Origin of the sequence: Flavobacterium ginsenosidimutans (assembly GCF_003254625.1) — a bacterium.
GTDB classification, from domain to species: Bacteria; Bacteroidota; Bacteroidia; order Flavobacteriales; family Flavobacteriaceae; genus Flavobacterium; species Flavobacterium ginsenosidimutans.
The window spans coordinates 475,255-488,591 of the sequence record NZ_QJRJ01000082.1; the positions used below are offsets into that span (position 1 = coordinate 475,255).

At 34.1% G+C, this 13,337-nt stretch carries 19 protein-coding genes; 3 read left to right on the forward strand and 16 right to left on the reverse strand.

Features of this window, described 5'->3' with window-relative positions:
- Positions 1–4: 4 nt before the first annotated feature.
- The 10 genes from DM444_RS24015 to DM444_RS22620 all read right to left on the reverse strand — a co-directional run bounded on the left by DM444_RS24015 (position 5) and on the right by DM444_RS22620 (position 5,945).
- Positions 5–118: a PepSY-associated TM helix domain-containing protein gene (locus tag DM444_RS24015; RefSeq protein WP_317048492.1), complete on the reverse strand. Its 114-nt coding sequence runs from the start codon at positions 116–118 to the stop codon at positions 5–7.
- A gap of 6 nt (positions 119–124) precedes the next feature.
- Positions 125–319 carry a hypothetical protein gene (locus DM444_RS23950; RefSeq protein WP_239455776.1) on the reverse strand — a complete coding sequence of 65 codons (195 nt, stop codon included), beginning with the start codon at positions 317–319 and terminating at the stop codon, positions 125–127.
- Positions 300–464, reverse strand: a complete 165-nt coding sequence (locus DM444_RS23710; RefSeq protein WP_162615032.1) for a hypothetical protein — start codon at positions 462–464, stop codon at positions 300–302. The genes DM444_RS23950 and DM444_RS23710 overlap by 20 nt, the downstream gene beginning before the upstream one ends.
- Positions 465–488: 24 nt before the next feature.
- Positions 489–1,343 carry a hypothetical protein gene (locus DM444_RS22590; RefSeq protein WP_111290860.1) on the reverse strand — a complete coding sequence of 285 codons (855 nt, stop codon included), beginning with the start codon at positions 1,341–1,343 and terminating at the stop codon, positions 489–491.
- 564 nt (positions 1,344–1,907) lie between these two features.
- Positions 1,908–2,318 (reverse strand): cupin domain-containing protein, encoded by a 411-nt coding sequence (locus DM444_RS22595; RefSeq protein WP_111290862.1) that lies wholly within the window; start codon positions 2,316–2,318, stop codon positions 1,908–1,910.
- Between the two features lie 11 nt (positions 2,319–2,329).
- Complete coding sequence (locus DM444_RS22600; protein WP_111290864.1) at positions 2,330–3,514, reverse strand: NAD(P)-dependent alcohol dehydrogenase; 1,185 nt, start codon at positions 3,512–3,514, stop codon at positions 2,330–2,332.
- Positions 3,495–3,929, reverse strand: coding sequence for a putative quinol monooxygenase (locus DM444_RS22605; protein ID WP_111290866.1), 435 nt, complete (start codon positions 3,927–3,929; stop codon positions 3,495–3,497). Before DM444_RS22605 ends, DM444_RS22600 begins: the two co-directional genes overlap by 20 nt.
- 47 nt (positions 3,930–3,976) lie before the next feature.
- Positions 3,977–4,687 (reverse strand): carboxymuconolactone decarboxylase family protein, encoded by a 711-nt coding sequence (locus DM444_RS22610; RefSeq protein ID WP_111290868.1) that lies wholly within the window; start codon positions 4,685–4,687, stop codon positions 3,977–3,979.
- 10 nt (positions 4,688–4,697) lie between these two features.
- Positions 4,698–5,168 carry a cupin domain-containing protein gene (locus DM444_RS22615; protein ID WP_111290870.1) on the reverse strand — a complete coding sequence of 157 codons (471 nt, stop codon included), beginning with the start codon at positions 5,166–5,168 and terminating at the stop codon, positions 4,698–4,700.
- 18 nt (positions 5,169–5,186) lie between these two features.
- A complete protein-coding gene (locus DM444_RS22620; RefSeq protein WP_111290872.1) occupies positions 5,187–5,945 on the reverse strand; it encodes an SDR family NAD(P)-dependent oxidoreductase in 759 nt (252 codons plus the stop codon).
- Between the two features lie 162 nt (positions 5,946–6,107).
- Here DM444_RS22620 and DM444_RS22625 point away from each other — a divergent pair, with 162 nt between their 5' ends.
- Positions 6,108–7,004 carry a helix-turn-helix domain-containing protein gene (locus tag DM444_RS22625; protein ID WP_111290874.1) on the forward strand — a complete coding sequence of 299 codons (897 nt, stop codon included), beginning with the start codon at positions 6,108–6,110 and terminating at the stop codon, positions 7,002–7,004.
- A 574-nt stretch (positions 7,005–7,578) separates the two neighbouring features.
- Here DM444_RS22625 and DM444_RS22630 read toward each other — a convergent pair.
- The 6 genes from DM444_RS22630 to DM444_RS22655 form a co-directional block, all read right to left on the reverse strand.
- Positions 7,579–8,133 carry a fasciclin domain-containing protein gene (locus DM444_RS22630; protein ID WP_109193286.1) on the reverse strand — a complete coding sequence of 185 codons (555 nt, stop codon included), beginning with the start codon at positions 8,131–8,133 and terminating at the stop codon, positions 7,579–7,581.
- Positions 8,134–8,281: 148 nt separating this feature from the next.
- Entirely contained in the window at positions 8,282–9,295 is a 1,014-nt protein-coding gene (gene hemH / locus DM444_RS22635; protein WP_109193287.1) for a ferrochelatase, read from the reverse strand.
- Between the two features lie 79 nt (positions 9,296–9,374).
- A complete protein-coding gene (locus tag DM444_RS22640) occupies positions 9,375–10,265 on the reverse strand; it encodes an AraC family transcriptional regulator (RefSeq protein WP_109193288.1) in 891 nt (296 codons plus the stop codon).
- Between the two features lie 48 nt (positions 10,266–10,313).
- Positions 10,314–10,865 (reverse strand): YceI family protein, encoded by a 552-nt coding sequence (locus DM444_RS22645; protein WP_109193289.1) that lies wholly within the window; start codon positions 10,863–10,865, stop codon positions 10,314–10,316.
- 46 nt (positions 10,866–10,911) lie between these two features.
- Positions 10,912–11,451 (reverse strand): YceI family protein, encoded by a 540-nt coding sequence (locus tag DM444_RS22650; protein ID WP_111291220.1) that lies wholly within the window; start codon positions 11,449–11,451, stop codon positions 10,912–10,914.
- Between the two features lie 14 nt (positions 11,452–11,465).
- Positions 11,466–11,834 carry a hypothetical protein gene (locus tag DM444_RS22655; RefSeq protein WP_109193290.1) on the reverse strand — a complete coding sequence of 123 codons (369 nt, stop codon included), beginning with the start codon at positions 11,832–11,834 and terminating at the stop codon, positions 11,466–11,468.
- A gap of 171 nt (positions 11,835–12,005) precedes the next feature.
- Here DM444_RS22655 and DM444_RS22660 point away from each other — a divergent pair, with 171 nt between their 5' ends.
- On the forward strand, positions 12,006–12,395 hold the full coding sequence (locus tag DM444_RS22660; protein WP_111290876.1) for a hypothetical protein: 390 nt from the start codon (positions 12,006–12,008) through the stop codon (positions 12,393–12,395).
- A 27-nt stretch (positions 12,396–12,422) separates the two neighbouring features.
- A complete protein-coding gene (locus DM444_RS22665; RefSeq protein ID WP_111290878.1) occupies positions 12,423–13,262 on the forward strand; it encodes a DUF5777 family beta-barrel protein in 840 nt (279 codons plus the stop codon).
- Positions 13,263–13,337: the final 75 nt, after the last annotated feature.

Sequence of the window (13,337 nt, forward strand, 5' to 3'; positions counted from 1 at the left end):
TTCTTCACAAACAAATAAGAAGTCCTGTAATGGGTAATGTTGCCGCAAATAAGCAAACTAAAAAGGCTAAAATTTTTGTTGGATAACCATAGATACTTCCTGTGTGAATTGGGTAAATTAAGCGTCATATTTTATCGCCATTGCTAAAGGATTCATAACGTCTTATTTTCAAAAGTTTACCCGTGTATTTGTCAAAATAAGCCATACTTGAAATATTTGGAATAGATTTTTCAAGATTCAATTTAATAGCCATAATGCTGTTTATGGTATCAGAAGGGATTCTGATCTGTGTATCTCCCTTATCGTGTGATATTTCCATTCAAATCAATTTCGATACCTTTCGATTCCTCCTCACCAAATAAAAAATGGCGCCAATTGAATTCAATTGGCGCCATTTGGCTTTGTGACCTCGACTGGAAATAAACCTTATGCGTAAATAGTTGTAAATCAATATGTGTTATCATGTGTTGGGAAGTTTGTGGGAAGTATTATTTAATATTCTTCTTTTTAATATAATTTCTTAAATCGTTTTCCATTTCAGGAGTAGTATATTTCACATTATCTTTTTTTGCTTTTGGTTCTAGTGTATAGAATTTATCAATTGTAATTTTTGTTTTATCATGTTTAAAATAAAAACCTCTTAATCTGAAAGCATAAAAGATAAAAGATGAATCCTTTTCAACTATCATGTTTTGATAAAAAGAAATTTCCTTTGGAAGTGTAGTTTTTGATAAAATTCTTACATTGCCCATATAATCAATTTTTCTATCACTAAAAATTCCAAAACTTTCTATTATTAAATCTGTGTTATAACTTACTGAATTAAGAGATTTAAGAGTGAATCTTATAGTATAGTTATTTCTAAAGTATGAACTATCAATAATCTGAATATTTACAAATTCTATCAATGGAGGTTCTCCATTGATAATTGTTGTTTTAACAGAGTCTTTAATCTTCGTTACTGTATTTTTTATTGAATCGTATTGTAAACCTTGTTTTTTAAAAGCAATTGTTAGATTTTCAAAAAGTTTGTCTGTTTCTGTTTTAACACCTTTTTTTACGCCTTGGGTTATCATAGTAGCACTTGAGTCCTGTGCATTTTTTAAATCAATATTATTGTTATATGAAATTCTTTGGTTATTGAATTCCTGAAGTGCTAAAATAAGAGCTAATAATAATCCTATATAACAAGCTATCCTTCCTCTTTCCGTTAATCGCTTCCACCATTTTCTTCTATTATTTGTTAAGCTTCCTTTTGCAGTAACCATTGTTAACCAAAATGTAATGATTGCAATAAGTATAATAAAATAGATATTCTCAATTGTAAATATTTTTTCTTTCATTTCATAAGATTTAAAGATTTAAACTTCCCCAATAAATTATTGGGAAGTTTATGGGAAGTGAATTAGTTCATGAGGGTATCATAATTTTTTAATTAAAATATACTTAATTGATTATTAGTGATTTGTAAATTGAGTAGAAAGAATGTTTGAATCCTAGTACAAACAAATAAATCCCTATGTATCAAATACATAGGGATTGTTCAATTTTTTAAGTGACGTTTAGTTCACAATTTATAAATCATTTTATGAATGATTTAAAGAAATTGACTTATTTTCAAGTTGATTTGTAAGATAATTATTTTGTATTTTGACTCAGGAGCGGTTTGTAACTATCGTTAGCGTTAAATGTTAAAAAACGTTAAAAAATTATTATTAATATTTTAAGGAAGAGCTAGCTTCTGATTTTCATCTATTTAGTTATCAGATAAAATTAATAAAATATTTTTGGAAAATTCACATCATAATCTATCTAAGAAAAAAACATAATTTTGCAATTATTTGTTTAAGCTTATTGCATTGAAACAAATGATACTTATCAATTTTAATGCAATAATTTGAACTAACTTATTCAAAACTGTTGTATTGTTCGTCAGTAACAGGCTCAAGCCAGTCTACTATACCTTTTTCAGTATTAATACCTATGGCGTAATGAGCAAACCTACCGTTTGGTGTTGCACCGTGCCAGTGTTTAATTCCTGGAAGAACATTGACAATATCACCAACTTTTATCTGGCGAATAGGAGAGCCTTCTTCCTGATAATAACCTGTACCTTCTGTAACAATAAGCATTTGATTGCTTGGATGTGTGTGCCAGTTGTTTCTGCAGTTTGGTTCAAAAATTACTTCGCCAATACTGCAGTTTGTAACTTCATCTGGTATAACTCTCATTTTTAGCCAGCCAGTGCCAGTAAAGTAATCTGTTGCGACAGGACCAAACCCTTCTGGTGCTGTTTTCTTTTGTTCTTTATCACTCATAATAATTTCTTTTAAAGGGTTGCTATATCAATTACATAACGATATCGGGCTTCTTTGTTTACCACTTTATTCCATGCTTCGTTAATTTCTGATGCTTTAATTATTTCAATCTGCGGATATATCTTATTTTGCGCGCAATGATTCATCACTTCCTGCGTTTCGGGAATACCTCCAATTAGTGAGGCATTAAAATTGACACGGCTAAAAAAGAACTTAGCATTATCTATTTTAAATTCCCCATTAATAGGCTGGCCAACTTGCGTAAAACTGCCATAAGGCTTTACGCATTCTGCATAGTCAGAAAGCTCGTAAGCATACGGAATAGTTGATATCATATAATCGAGTTTTCCTTTATATGGCTTTAGTTTATCAATAGAATCTACTACGATCACTTCTTTAGCTCCAAAATCTAAAATATCCTGACGTTTACTTTCGCTTGTTGTAAAAGCATAAACTTCAGCACCTTTTGCCACAGCAAGTTTTATTGCAAGATGTCCTAAACCGCCAATTCCTGCTACACCAATTTTATCTCCTTTCAGGAAATTAGCTTTCATTAAAGGCGAATAAGTGGTAATGCCTGCACAAAGCAAAGGCGCCGCATTTTGAAGACTAATATTCTCCGGTATTTTAATAGCAAAATGCTCTCTTACAACAATATTATTGGCATAACCGCCTTGGGTAATTCCTGATGGAGAGGTCTTGTCTGATGCTCCGTATGTTCCTACCATTCCTGTGGTTTCGCAATGATGCTCTTCGCCATTTTTACAGCTAATGCATTCCATGCAGCTGTCAACCATACAGCCTACGCCAGCTTTGTCTCCCACTTTAAATTTAGTGACATTTTTACCAATAGCAGTTACAATTCCGGCAATCTCATGTCCGGGAACCTGCGGATAAACCTGTTTGCCCCAATGGCCTTTTATAGTATGAATATCTGAATGGCAGATTCCTGAAAATTTTATATCAATAAGCATATCATTATCTCCAACTGCACGGCGTTCAAAATTCCATACTGCTAAGTTACTATTTGTATCACGACCTGCATATCCTTTTGTTTTTATATTTGGGCTCATAAATTCTGTTTTATCTGGTTGTGCGAAAAGCTGTAATGGTCCTGCAAACAATAGTCCAGAACCAGCAATAGCAGTCTGTTTAATAAATATTCTTCTAGATGGATTATTTTTCTTTTCCTCCATACGATTTATTTTCAATTAATTCAGGTTTAATCTCAAGGGCAATAGGAGAGACCTCTATAAGTTCTAAAGATTTAACCATTTTTAATGTTCCGCTTTTGTACTTAAGAAAATGCGGTGTTTTTAAATGTATCTGATACGCTTCTTCACTGGCATATACCTCAAAAACGGTAACCAATTCCGGCTGTTTTTTATCATAGACGGCCTCAAGTGCGAGTACTCCGGATTCGACCTTAACGGCAGTTTCTGCATGCTCAGCAAGTGCTGTTATATATTCATTTAGAAAAGAAGGATAAACTTCTATTTTGGCAATCCGTATTTTTCTTTTATCCTGTTGCGCAAAAATTTTTGTATTGCCAATGGTAAATATCATGATGCTGAAAATTAGTATTTTGATTAATAAAAGTTTAGTTTTCATAGAATAGAATTTACTGTTGGTTAATCTTTATTGTTTTCGATTTTTGTTTATTGCTTTTTTGCAGCTAACACCTTTTCTAATGCCTGACGCGCTAACTCTCCTTGCATTTTATTGATTTTTTCATCAATTACCGAAAAAGTTTCTATTAATTGATTTTCAGTAATACCTGTATTTAAGCCTATGCCAATATGTGCCTGCAATTGTGGCTCTACACCAGTCATGGCAGCCAATGCAGCAATAGTAATAAGTTCGCGCTGCTGGTAGTTAAGAACGTCACGGCTAAAAATATCTGCAAACAGATGCTCCTTTAAAAAAACATCAATAGCAGGTGCAAAAGCATTTGCGCCGCTAAGCGTTTTTTCTTCTCTGTGCGTTAGTTTTTGTAAAGTATTTTTTCCTGTCTGATACTTTTGGTTATCATTTATCGGGGATGCGTCATTGCCTACAATATCTTTTTTGCCGTTAGCTGTTCGTTCATCGACAACAGCCATAAAGGTATTAATAGCGTTAAGGCTTCTAGGGAAACCACAATAAGCATAAAGCTGTACCAATTCTTCTTTAATCTCATTAATGGTTAGTCCGTTATCGAGACCTGTATTTAACTCCATTTTTAATTGATCGAGGCTGCCCGTCGCAGTCAATGCTGATATACTAACAATACTCTTTTGTTTAGAGTCTAAATTTTGATTGTCCATCTTGTTTTGTGCTTTAATGTTTGTTATAAGAATAAAAACGGCTAAAGAGAATAGAGTTTTCATAGAAATAAGTTTAGTTATTACTTCTGAGACCGTTGTATTCCTGATCTGTTACTGGTCTCAGCCAAGTTACCACGCCTTTATCTGCATTCGGATTTATAGAAATATGTGTCATCGAACTTCCGGGCGAAGCACCATGCCAATGCTCTACATTTGGCGGACAGATAATTACTTCGCCCTTATGAAAAACCCGAATCAGTTTTCCTTTTTCCTGGGTGTAGCCGATGCCGTCGGTAACTAAAAGGATTTGACCTGCATTATGTGTATGCCAATAGCTGCGGGCACCAGCTTCGAAAGTTACATTTCCGGCAACAAGATTAAAAATACTATCTTTGGCCACAAGCTGCTGTACCCAAACTACTCCCGTAAAGTTAGCTGTTATTTGCTTGCCTTTAGTAAAGATTGTAGTTGAATGATTTTGCTGTGACCAGCTATTCAGTTGAAAAAATAGAACTACTATAAATGATAAAAGTATTTTTCTCATCGGAATTTGTTTAAAATATTATACAGTTAAACCTCCATCTACTACCAAATTGTGTCCTACAACCATTCTGGCATCATCACTGCAAAGAAAAATTACAGTACTTGCAATTTCTTCAGGAAGTCCTAATCTGCCGATAGGCACCATTTCCAGCATACCATCTAATGCTTCTTTTTGTCCGGCCGCGATCATTTGATCAGACATTGAGGTTTGAAAAAGACCTGGACTTACACTATTGATTCGAATTCCTCGACTGGCATATTCTACAGCAGCACTTTTGGTTAAACCTATAACGCCATGTTTTGCACCATGATATACACCACGCTGAGCACCCGCACGAATCCCACCGATAGAAGAACAGTTTACAATTGCACCACTTCCTTGTTTGCGCATATATTGAAGTTCATATTTCATACAACTCCATACCCCCTGATAGTTGATACTAGTTACACGATTAAAATCTTCCAAGGTCTGGTCTGCAGCTTCTGCCAATTCATTTTGAACTCCTGCATTGTTATACGCGTAGTCTAAACCTCCGAATGTGGCGATAGTTTTAATTACCATTGATTCTACTTCTTTATCGTTAGACACATCGCATTGTATAGCAACTGTGTTGTATCCTTCCGCTGCAAGTTTTTCAGCAGCTTCTTTAACATGTTTTTCATTCCAGTCTACAAGAGCAACAGAAGCTCCTTGTTGTGCAAATGCTCTTGCAGTTGCAAATCCTAATCCTGATGCAGCACCGGTCACTAATGCCACTTTTCCATTCATTTTATTCATGATTTCTTTCTTAAATTATTTACAATGCAAAGTTCAGGCTGTTACGGTTGTGAAAACTTATACAAAATACAGATTCACATACCATTTTTACAGGTTTGGCCTTGGGATTTAAAATAGGTTGATTAATTGCTCTAAATTTGTTTAGATTTTAAAAGAAAAGTTATGGAAAAGATACAAAGAATTGATACTGTGAGTGAACATGATACTTTTTATCATAAAGAAAATCTGCATCCACTTGTTAGTGTCATTGATTTTAGTGAAACATTCCCCGAGGTTTATGCATCACGTATGAGTTTTGGTTTTTATGCAGTTTATTTAAAAGATGTTCAGTGTGGTGACCTTAAATACGGACGCAGTACCTATGATTATCAGGACAAAACATTAGTGTTTGTAGCACCCGGACAAATTATTAATGTAAATATTGATGAAAATTACAAACCTCAGGGCTTTGCTTTATTATTTCATCCTGACCTAATACACGGAACAGCACTTGGCAGGCATATTGATGATTATTCGTTTTTTTCGTATGAATCCAGAGAAGCTTTACATTTATCTGAAAAAGAAAGAAAGATTGTACTTGATTGTTTTGATAAAATTAAATATGAATTGGAGCAGGGAACAGATAAGCACAGTAAAAAACTAATTGCGGCAAACATTGAATTGTTCCTTGATTATTGCGTTCGTTTTTATGATAGACAGTTTATAACACGTAATGATGCAAACCGTACTAACATTGAAAAATTTGATAACCTGTTAAAAGATTATTTCAATTCAGACAAGCCGCAGACTATCGGATTGCCCAGTGTTGCTTATTGTGCAGAACAATTGTTTCTTTCGCCTAACTATTTTGGAGATATGGTTAAAAAAGAAACCGGTAAAACGGCAATGGAATATATTCATTTGAAAATCGTGGACCTTGCAAAAGAAAGAATTATGGATGCAAGCAAGTCTGTAAGTGAAATTGCTTATGAATTAGGTTTTAAGTATCCACAGCATTTTACGCGATCATTTAAAAAGATTACGGGATATTCACCGTTGGAGTACAGATCGCTAAATTAATTAAATTTAAAATTTAAGACTTTTATTGGATGAATTTTTGTTAAGTTAAAGATAGTTGGTGTTTGTATAATGCTGTATTAGAGTGTTTAAGTTTGGTTTGAATCCAGTCAAGTCAACCTTACTGGATTAACAAATCTCTTATTTTTGTAAGTTAAAGCGGGTTAAATTATATGAAAAAAGCATAAAAAAAACGCTAAAACTGATGTTTTAACGTTTTTTTAAGAGTGACCTCAACGGGACAAATTACAACATCATTTTTGGATGATTTGAAGAAATTGGCTTACTACATGTAATGTTTGTCTTTCATTGGCTTTAGAGTTTTGGTTTAGATGTACTGTTGGGGATTGAAGCAAAAATATATTTAGTTTTATGTATTATTTTACCAAAAATAAAAAGAGACAGCCTTAATCTTTTGCAAAAAAAAGATATCAATTCCTTATATTTAAAGTTTTGAGCTGGCAATAAAATGGTAATCAAAATCTCTAATACAATTGACTATTACTATTTTGTCGCATAGTAATTATATAAAAAGCCCTGAAATTTCAGGGCTTAATTGTAATTTATTTTCAGCAAACTACATTTTTGGAAGCAGTACTGCGTCCACTACATGTATGACACCATTAGATTGATTTACATCTGAAATTGTAACTTTAGCTTTATTGCCACTTTCGTCACTAATGTACAAATCTTTTCCATCCATCCAGGCAGTTAGAGTTCCGCCGCTAACTGTTTTTAAAGAAGCTTTTCCTTTACCAGCTTTTATTGCTTTTGCAATATCAGAACTATTCATTTTACCGGCCACTACATGATATGTCAATATAGTTTGTAATGATTTAATATTCTCAGGTTTCAATAATGTTTCAACAGTTCCAGCCGGCAATTTACTAAATGCTTCATTTGTTGGTGCAAAAACAGTAAATGGGCCTTTACCTTGTAAAGTTTCAACTAATCCTGCTGCTTTTACTGCTGCTACCAAGGTGGTATGATCCTTTGAGTTTACCGCATTTTCTATAATATTTTTATTAGGATACATAGCTGCTCCACCAACCATTACTGTTTTTTGTGCAAATGATGTCAATCCAAATCCTAATGCCAGGATTGCTGCTGCTAAAAATTTTCTAGTTTTCATAATTACTTTTTTTAAGTTATAAAGTCATTTACGCTTTAATATTCTTTTTGGTTTTAAAAGAGGTAAAAAAATAAATTAAAATGAATACAAGAGGCGAATTGATATATTAATAATGAAAGCTCCAATATTCCCTATTGTTATTTTAGCATTATTCAGCCCACTCATTAATCCAGTTGCTAACAGTCTGGCACCACTTCTGGTCGTCATTCAAACAGGGAATAGCCAGGAAATTTTCCCCTCCATTTTTCTCAAAATCTTCTTTGGCGCGCATGGCGATTTCTTCGAGCGTTTCTAAACAATCCGAAACGAAAGCAGGTGTTACAACAGCCAGATTTTTAATTCCTTTTGCCGGCATTTTGTCAATTTCAATATCAGTATAAGGCTCTAACCATTTATCTCCCGCCAAACGCGATTGAAATGTCAGACTGTATTTATCTTCGGGAAGCCCTAATAATTTTACAACTTGCCTTGTTGTTTCGTAACATTGGTGACGATAACAGAAATCGTGTGCCGGAGATGGCGCACTGCAACAAGAACCGTCAATTTTACAATGTGATTTTGTAACGTCGGTTTTGCGAATGTGACGCTCTGGAATTCCGTGATAAGAAAACAACAAATGATCATATTCAAAACCAACTAAATGTTTTTGAATTGAATCTGCCAAATTCTTGATGTAATCCGGTTTGTTATAAAATGCCGGAACATCAGTAAATGTAATGTGTGGAAACTTCTTCTTGCGGATTTCTTCGGCCTTTACCAAAATAGTCAAAGTCGAAGCCATTGCATATTGCGGATACAGCGGAAAAAGCAGTACTTCAGTAACGCCTTTATCATGCAATTGCTGGAGTCCTTTCTCGATTGTCATGCTTCCGTAACGCATTGCAAGTTCAACCGGTACATTTACTAAAGTCTGTACTTTTTTCTGCATTCTTTCTGAAAGAACAACTAATGGAGAACCTTCTTCCCACCAGATTTTCGCATAAGCGTGCGCAGATTCTTCTGGCCTTTTTCTTAAAATAATGCCGCGAACCAATAAAACTCTCAATAAATACGGAACATCGATCACGTATTTATCCATTAAAAATTCATCTAAATACGGTTTAACATCTTTTGGTGCGGGACTTTCGGGAGATCCCAAATTTACTAATAATACGCCTTTCATTATCGTTTTTGTTTTAATTTTCCTCAAACTCATTACTTGTTGCTTCTTAAAATTAATCAAATATATTTTTATTTATGCCTTAATCTATAAAAGCGAAACTGTTTTTATGATTGGTATTAATGGACATTATATATCTTTTTGGGGTTGTGGAAAATTTTTTCTTGAATCCCGCAATAAAGTGGCTTCCGGTGCTGTATCCTATTTTCAGCCCGACTTCATTTACATTGTAAGAACCGCTGTCCAATAGTTTTAAGGCGAAATCCATTTTGTAGTCAAACAGAAAACCGTATACCGTATCACCATAAATTTGTTTGAAGCCTGTTTTTAATTTTTTCATATTCAGCCCAATTTCATCTGCCAGCTGCTGCAGTCCTGGCGGTTCGGCCATATTGGCGATAAGTATTTCTCTGGCTTTTTTGATTTTCAGCACGTTATCTTCATCAGTCAAAAATGGACATTGCACTGCGTTTGGATCTTCCATTTTATTGAAATACAGACTCAATAATTCATATGCTTTTCCTTTATAATAAAGGTTCTTTAGGGAAGGATGAAGGCTGTAATGAAACAGCTGGCTCAAAACAACAGCCATAGCAGGACTGATGTACCCTTCGGTATAATACTTTTTTTTCTTCTTATCGGGGCTTAAAATAGAAATATAATCTGCTTGAACGGAAAATAACGAGTGAAATTTATTAATCGAAACAATAACAGAAATCATCCATGAATTTGGAGAAAGTTCTAACTTAAGCAATGACTGATGCTGCAGATTGCACAAAATCAGTGATTTTTCCTCTTTCAATTCTAATGTGCAATGATCCTGACTGGACAAAAAAAATGCATTGCCTTTTAGTGCGAAATGAAACTGTATCAGGCCGGCACCTATTTCGTGCTGTGCAGAAAAAGATTCTGAGCTGTCGTTCTGGAAACGGATAAGGGTAAGGCCGTCCTCAATTTGTATTTCTTCCTCCATTTTTTTGATATAAAAAATTATTGACTTTTCGAGATAGTTTCCAGCTGGTTATTGTTTATTGGCTTCTAAAACTGCGGCAAACTGGATATTTATTTTATTGGAAAGCTTGCTTTTAACCAAATTTGGGATTTCGATATTAAAATCACTGGCATTTACGCTGAAATTACATGAAATGCTGACCCCTGATGGTGATCTGCTTATCTTTGCATCAGTATTTATATCCCTGGATTTACCGTGGAGTTGTAATTTGCCTTTAATGATAAAATCCTTAGCATCTGCGCTTAGGCTTTGAAGATCAAATCCTTCTATCTTTCCTTTAAATATGGCTTTTGGATATTGGTCACTTTCGATGTAATTTTCATTGAAGTGTTCTTCCATTAAGGCAACCTTAAACTGGAAACCTTTCATCAGGGCTAAACTTGCAATCTCTCCTGTTGCTGGATTCAAAACAAAAGTAACATTCCGATTCACTGCTTTAACTTCTTCAAAAGAAGGAACGGAAGCTTCAAAAATGACTTTTGCCGATTTACTGACCATTTTTTCTTGTGATACGCCAATGGCGCAAAGACACAGCATTGCAATAAGTATTGTTTTTTTCATTATTTCGCCTTTATTTTTTTATAAAATCATCCTGTTTTGCGCAGTCTTATTTTAAAACTGCAATAATTTGAATTTTGACTTTATTATCCAGTTTATATTTAATAAGCGCTGGAATCGGAATGTTAAAATCACTTGCATTTATTTCAAAATCAGATATAAGGGTGACTCTGGAACCCGATCTTGTAATTTTTGCATCGGCACTTATATCCTTGGATTTTCCATGCACTTCTAATTTTCCTTTTATGGTGTAATCTTTATAATCTTCAGTTAGATTTTTAATGTCGAATCCTTCTATTTGCCCTCTAAAAATAGCTTTTGGATACTTATCGGTTTCCATGTAATTTTCATTAAAATGTTCTTCCATCAATGCCATTTCAAATTCAAATCCTTTCATTAAAGCCAGACTTGCCACTTCTCCAGTTGCGGGATTCAAAACAAAAGTTACATTGCTGTTAGTTCCTGCAACCGGCTGAAAAGAAGGTACTGAAGCTTCCAGAGTTATTGTTGCAGATTTAGTTACTATTTTTTCCTGTGAAAAAACAATAAAAGAAGCCAATAGCATTGGCATTATTATGATTTTCTTCATGTTGCTGTTATAGATTATTTTTCTAATAATCCATCCTGATTCCATTTTTTTATAATGTCGATAGTAGCTTGAGGCAATCTTGGTCCACCTTGCGGCATTAAGGAACTATCTCCATTTTCTAAAGAAATTCGTGTCAGCAGTCCTCTATTTAAAACTGCATTTTTCACCTGTTCATAAGTAACTAAAGACATTGGCGCGCCATTTTTAGGAACTGCCGCATGGCATACAACACAGTTATTATCAATAATAGATTTTACATTTTGGTTGTATGTTGCCAAACCATTAATTGGTGTAGAGTCAATTAAAGTACTTGGATCATCGTTGGCACAACTTACAAAGATTGAAGCTAATGATGAGATGGCCAGAAGGGTTTTTAAATTCATAAGATTGGTTTTTAGTTATAAATAAATGCATGATTTTTTTAAGGATCATCAGGCATTTCAAAATCATATACGTTGAAAAGAATAATACAGATTTGGCAAGAGGCATATTTAATGTTTTAAATCCAATAGGTATTTTTTAACGTAGATAATTTGAAATACTAAAAACCAGTTATGAGAAAAAAAATACTAATTACAATTTTCCTTTTTATAATAATCGGAATTTCAACGTACCTCTACCTCTACAAAGGACATAGGGATATAGAATCGGAAACTGCCGATTATGCTGTAACGGTCAGCGGACTGGAGAGAGAGTTTACCTCAAACGACTCTCTGGCTTACATCAAATATCAGGACAAAACAATTGAACTATCTGCACGGGTAACCAGTATCGATAAAGCCGGCAATGGTATTGTTATGGGCGAAAAAGTATTTGTGACATTCAAAGACCGTTTGCCGCAAAATATTATATCCGGGAAAAACCTAAAAATTAAAGGGCGTTTTTTAGGATATGACGAACTGCTTCAGGAATTTAAAATAGACCAATCTTCAGTTGTACACTAATACAAATAACAATTTAAAACTAACCACATGAAAAACTTTATTCTATTATTTTTTTTATTTCCGCTTTTAACCTTTTCCCAAACCGATTTATTGTCTGGAGTAGAAACTCCTTCTGTAAAAGAAAAAGTGACCTCTGCATTCAAAGCCTTAAAAATTGTTAATCTCGAGTCTACAAAATTGGCCGCAAAAGGCGATTTGTATTTTGTTGTTGCACACCGATTCGGCTCTATTAAAGATGGTTTTGAAGGGTTTTATGGACTCGATAATGCCAATACACAAATTAAATTTATTTACGGTGTAACAAATGGACTTAATGTAAGTGCGGCCAGAAGTGAATTTGCATATGACTTTGCAATAAAGTATATGCTATTTCCTCAAATAAAAGATGGTTTTCCCGTCACTATCGCCGGGTTCAATAGTTTGTCTATTAATAACACGTTAAAAGAAAGCTTGTACCCTAAACTTGAATTTAAAGACAGGCTTACTTATGTTGCGCAGCTGCTGATTTCCAGAAAATTTTCTGAAAAACTTTCTTTAGAAATTGTGCCGTCATTCTTTCATCAAAATTTTGTTGAAGACGTAGACCAAAGCAATTCCCAATATGCGATAGGATTTGGAGGGAGGTATAAATTCGCTAAGCGCTGGTCTTTAAATATGGATTATGCGGCGCATTTAAACAGGGCGTCAAATTCTCTTTATAAAAATCCGCTGTCTATTGGTTTTGATCTGGAAACCGGCGGTCATGTTTTCCAGATGCATTTTACCAGTTCACAGGCAATTGATGAGGCTGGGTATCTGGGAAGAACCACTGGCGACTGGACAAAAGGAGATATATTTTTTGGATTTAATCTTGCCAGGGTTTTCTAGTATCTGCTTTATAATTAAATTATTAGGTAATTTCTGTATTTAAAATGATTCTAAATTGATCGATTTATTGCTATT

Bases quoted from the DNA above. Each gene is read 5' to 3' on its own strand.
- DM444_RS23950 (WP_239455776.1), bottom strand. From the start codon at position 319: ATGGAAATATCACACGATAAGGGAGATACACAGATCAGAATCCCTTCT.
- DM444_RS23710 (WP_162615032.1), bottom strand. From the start codon at position 464: ATGATAACACATATTGATTTACAACTATTTACGCATAAGGTTTATTTC.
- DM444_RS22590 (WP_111290860.1), bottom strand. From the start codon at position 1,343: ATGAAAGAAAAAATATTTACAATTGAGAATATCTATTTTATTATACTT.
- DM444_RS22595 (WP_111290862.1), bottom strand. From the start codon at position 2,318: ATGAGTGATAAAGAACAAAAGAAAACAGCACCAGAAGGGTTTGGTCCT.
- DM444_RS22600 (WP_111290864.1), bottom strand. From the start codon at position 3,514: ATGGAGGAAAAGAAAAATAATCCATCTAGAAGAATATTTATTAAACAG.
- DM444_RS22605 (WP_111290866.1), bottom strand. From the start codon at position 3,929: ATGAAAACTAAACTTTTATTAATCAAAATACTAATTTTCAGCATCATG.
- DM444_RS22610 (WP_111290868.1), bottom strand. From the start codon at position 4,687: ATGAAAACTCTATTCTCTTTAGCCGTTTTTATTCTTATAACAAACATT.
- DM444_RS22615 (WP_111290870.1), bottom strand. From the start codon at position 5,168: ATGAGAAAAATACTTTTATCATTTATAGTAGTTCTATTTTTTCAACTG.
- DM444_RS22620 (WP_111290872.1), bottom strand. From the start codon at position 5,945: ATGAATAAAATGAATGGAAAAGTGGCATTAGTGACCGGTGCTGCATCA.
- DM444_RS22625 (WP_111290874.1), top strand. From the start codon at position 6,108: ATGGAAAAGATACAAAGAATTGATACTGTGAGTGAACATGATACTTTT.
- DM444_RS22630 (WP_109193286.1), bottom strand. From the start codon at position 8,133: ATGAAAACTAGAAAATTTTTAGCAGCAGCAATCCTGGCATTAGGATTT.
- hemH (WP_109193287.1), bottom strand. From the start codon at position 9,295: ATGAAAGGCGTATTATTAGTAAATTTGGGATCTCCCGAAAGTCCCGCA.
- DM444_RS22640 (WP_109193288.1), bottom strand. From the start codon at position 10,265: ATGGAGGAAGAAATACAAATTGAGGACGGCCTTACCCTTATCCGTTTC.
- DM444_RS22645 (WP_109193289.1), bottom strand. From the start codon at position 10,865: ATGAAAAAAACAATACTTATTGCAATGCTGTGTCTTTGCGCCATTGGC.
- DM444_RS22650 (WP_111291220.1), bottom strand. From the start codon at position 11,451: ATGAAGAAAATCATAATAATGCCAATGCTATTGGCTTCTTTTATTGTT.
- DM444_RS22655 (WP_109193290.1), bottom strand. From the start codon at position 11,834: ATGAATTTAAAAACCCTTCTGGCCATCTCATCATTAGCTTCAATCTTT.
- DM444_RS22660 (WP_111290876.1), top strand. From the start codon at position 12,006: ATGAGAAAAAAAATACTAATTACAATTTTCCTTTTTATAATAATCGGA.
- DM444_RS22665 (WP_111290878.1), top strand. From the start codon at position 12,423: ATGAAAAACTTTATTCTATTATTTTTTTTATTTCCGCTTTTAACCTTT.